Annotated in this window: 3 protein-coding genes; all 3 read right to left on the bottom strand. The window is 54.4% G+C overall.

Annotated features, from left to right (window positions below; genetic code table 11):
* Positions 1 to 975 carry an alpha-E domain-containing protein gene (locus tag LJE94_18700; GenBank protein ID MCG6912127.1) on the bottom strand — a complete coding sequence of 325 codons (975 nt, stop codon included), beginning with the start codon at positions 973 to 975 and terminating at the stop codon, positions 1 to 3.
* A gap of 25 nt (positions 976 to 1000) precedes the next feature.
* Positions 1001 to 2431, bottom strand: coding sequence for a circularly permuted type 2 ATP-grasp protein (locus tag LJE94_18705; protein ID MCG6912128.1), 1431 nt, complete (start codon positions 2429 to 2431; stop codon positions 1001 to 1003).
* Positions 2432 to 2673: 242 nt separating this feature from the next.
* The coding region (gene mgtE / locus LJE94_18710) for a magnesium transporter (GenBank protein MCG6912129.1) at positions 2674 to 3895 on the bottom strand (1222 nt) is incomplete at its 5' end.

The following is a 3895-nucleotide window of genomic DNA, read 5'->3' on the forward strand; positions in this document are numbered from 1 at the left end:
TCATTGGTCCTGGCTCGCCGCTTCGATCAGAGGCTTCAGGTTGAAAAAGGTCGTTCCAATGGCCGCATCGACCTGGTTGAGCCGAACCTGCAGGCAGTCCAGATATTCATGAATGCCCTGATCAATGACTTCGTCGATATCAGTATACTCCAGGTCCGCTTCCAGGCGGCCCAGATGCTTTTCCGCCGGATTGTGTGCCGCGCCGGGTGTGGTGCCGCCGATACGATGCAGGCATGCCATAGCCCTGGAAATGCATGACCGGATGGAGCGGGGAAAACTATTGTCGAAAATCAGGAAATCGGCCACATTGCGGGGCGTGATACGGTGATGCTGCTTTCGGTACATCTCGAATGCGCTTGCGGATTTGAGCACCGCCGTCCACTGGATATTGTCGATGGGCGTGTTGACCAGGTCCGCCCGGGGCAGCAACATGAAATATTTCACGTCCAGTATTCGGGAGGTTTTGTCCGCCCGTTCGAGCATCATCCCGATCCGGGCGAAATTCCAGGCTTCGCCATGACTCATGGTGGATTCCATCAGCCCGGTAAACAGATGGCTTCTCATCTGAATGATCTTGAAAAAGCGGTGAGGATCCTCAAGGGCCATGGCCATGCTGTCCTCCTCGGTCAGCTCGAGATAAAAATTATTGAGATGCTCCCACATCTCCGAAGAGATAATCTCCCGAATGGAGCGTCCATTTTCCCGGGCCATCGCCAGGCAGCTGATAATTGAATTTGAGTATTCACGGTCGAAAGTCAGGAACCGGATTACAGATTCCCGGGCATAGCTCGGGTAACGCTTCTCATATTGCACTTGGTCCCCGGTGGTGATAACCAGGGGTTCCCAGTGTTTCCCTGCTTCCATCGGCATGTCCAGCAACAGATTCAAATTAACGCTGATGAAACGGGCTACGTTTTCCGCCCGTTCGACATATCGGCACATCCAGTAAATCGAGTTTGCTACTCGGCTGAGCATCGAAACATTCTCCTTTTGTCACTGTCTACAGTACCCAGGTATCTTTACTGCCGCCCCCCTGGGAGGAGTTGACCACCAGGGAGCCCTTTTTTAGGGCAACACGGGTCAAACCGCCGGGCTGCACGTAAATCTCTTCGCCAAAAAGAACGTATGGCCGAAGATCCACGTGACGCCCTTCGATGCGGTCGTCCACAATGGTAGGCACCCGGGAAAGGGAGATAGTGGGTTGGGCCATGTAGTTTCGGGGCTCGGCCTTGATCTTTTCCGCGAAGGCCGCCCGCTCCTCTTCAGTGGCATGGGGCCCCACCAGCATGCCGTACCCCCCGGACTCATTGGCGGCTTTAACCACCAGTTCATCCAGGTGCGACAACACATACGCACGGTCCTTTTCATCGCGGCAGATATACGTGGGCACGTTGGGCAGAATGGCTTCACTGCCGGTATAGTATTTGATAATCTTCGGCACATAGGCATAAATCACCTTGTCATCGGCAATGCCGGTACCCGGCGCATTGGCCATGGCGATACGACCGGCCTTGTAAACACCAATGAGCCCTTTGACACCCAGCAGGGAGTCGGGGCGAAATACGTCCGGATCGATAAAATCATCGTCGATGCGCCGGTAGAGAACATCCACGCGCTTGAGGCCCTTGGTGGTGAGCATGTGAACGAATCCGTCAGAGACCACCAAGTCCCGGCCCTCCACCAACTCCACTCCCATCTGCTGGGAAAGAAACGAGTGCTCGAAGTAGGCACTGTTGTACATGCCGGGCGTCAGCACACCGATGGTGGGCGCCTGGACAAGATCCGGGGCGAGGTATGCCAGGGTTTCAAAGAGTTTGGTGGGGTAGTCGTCCACCGGACGCACCTGGGACGCCTCAAACACCTGGGGAAAAGTGCGTTTGAGCACCTGGCGGTTTTCCAGCACATAGGAAACCCCCGACGGGCACCTCAGATTGTCCTCCAGAACATAAAAGCGCCCATCCCGATCCCTGACCAGGTCCGTCCCCGTAACATGGCACCATATCCCCCGGGGTGGGGTAAAGCCCTCGCATTCTTTGCGGTAGGTTTTACTAGTGGAGACCAGTTCCTCGGGAACCACCTTGTCCTTGAGAATTTTTTTTTCGTTATACACATCCTGCACAAAAGCATTCAAAGCGAAGATCCGCTGCTTCAGGCCGGTTTCAATCTGGTGCCAGTCCCGGTTGGAAACGATACGGGGTATGATGTCGAAGGGGAAAATTTTTTCGGTGCCTTCATCGCGGCCGTAAACATTGAAGGTGATGCCCATTTTAAGAAGCAGGGCTTCGGCCGCCTTCTGCCGCATCGCCAGGTCCCCCGGCGGCAGGGCTTCGATCTTGTCCACCAGCAGCTGGGCGCCGGGCCGGGGGTTGCCGTTTGCCTCGATCAACTCATCGTAAAAATCCCCGGGGTCATAGGTCTGAAAGGTGTCCATTGAATCTTTTCTCCGTGTCAGCGCCTTTATTTAAAGGAGTTTTGGAAATACTATCTTTAGAGATCATAGCAAAGGCGTGCATTAAAAGCAATCATGGATACCTGAGCACCCGGTATAAGTCGATCTGCAAACACCTGGCAGCGCTTTACCACACAGGGATAATACGGAAATCATCTCTTTGAAAAAGAAGAAAATGAAAAGCGGCTGATGGGGTAGTAAAAGCCGCTCTTTATGGACATGCTTCATAGTTTCGGCAAAACCGCAGCAGCGAAACTCAAGACAAAAAAGAAACCGCACATGTCGGTGACCGTCGTCAGAAGCGGGCTTGAGACCAGGGCCGGGTCCAGTTTCAGGCGTTTGAGCACAAGGGGCAACATTCCCCCCAGCGTAACGGAAACCAGCGTGTTGGCCGCCAAGGCACCACCGACAACAATGCCGAGCCACGGATTGCCCTTCCAGAAAAAGGCGACGCCGCCAAGAAGCAGTCCAAGCACCAGGCCGTTGATGATACCGACTTTTGCCTCCTTTACCAGAACCCATAACAATTCGCCGGTTCGAACCCGGCCAAGGGAGAGTTCCCGCATGGAAACCGCTACTGCCTGGTTGCCGGAGCATCCGCTCATGTCGCTGACCATGGGTAGAAAAACCGCCAGGGTAATGGCTGCGGCAAGGATATCCTGATACATGGCGATGACGCTTGCGGCAATGATATTCAGAAAAATATTTAAACTCAGCCAGGACAGGCGTCGCCCGGAGCGGGATAGAAGGGGCATCGTCCGGAACTCATCACCACCGATAATACCACTCAGGCGTAGAAATGTTTTTGTTTTCCGTTCATTCACTGCCTCTTCGACAGCATCCGGCAGCACCACTCCCACCAGCCGCCGCTGATCGTCCACCACCGGCACGCCGAACAGATGGTGCTCATCAAAGAACTCCTCAAGCTCTTTTAAAGATGCTTTATCCGACACGCTGAGGGGGGAAGAGATCATGACCTGGGAAAGCAGGGATTCCCGGGATGGAAACAGCAGGTCGTGAATCCGTAGTACTCCCGCCAGCTTCTTTTTCCTGTCAACGATATAACAGTACTGAACGTTGTAACCTGCGTATTCCCGCTGATGGGCCTGCAAATCATTAAGAACGTCCTGGATTTTTTGGTCGGTTCGGTAGGCAAGGAACTCTGAGATCATGAGGCCGCCGGCGCAGTCCGGAGCGTACGCCATCAGCATTCTTGCTTCTTCAGCATCCTCCCGGTCCATTTTTTCAAGAATGGCCCGGCTTGCATCCTCATCCATCTCCCCCAACACATCGGCAAGGTGATCGCTGTCGAGTTCCTCCATTATCGCCGCGGCCTGTTCCGACGGCATATCCTCCACCAGGTCCGCCGCCTGGGCATCCGGAATATCCTCGATAACTTCCGCGGCATCTTCGGGGCTGAGAAGACTGAACAAACGAAGTTGCTCC

The organism is Deltaproteobacteria bacterium, assembly GCA_022340465.1.
GTDB lineage: Bacteria > Desulfobacterota > Desulfobacteria > Desulfobacterales > B30-G6 > JAJDNW01.

Coding starts and splice junctions, on each gene's coding strand:
- LJE94_18700 (MCG6912127.1), bottom strand. CDS start 975: ATGCTCAGCCGAGTAGCAAACTCGATTTACTGGATGTGCCGATATGTC.
- LJE94_18705 (MCG6912128.1), bottom strand. CDS start 2,431: ATGGACACCTTTCAGACCTATGACCCCGGGGATTTTTACGATGAGTTG.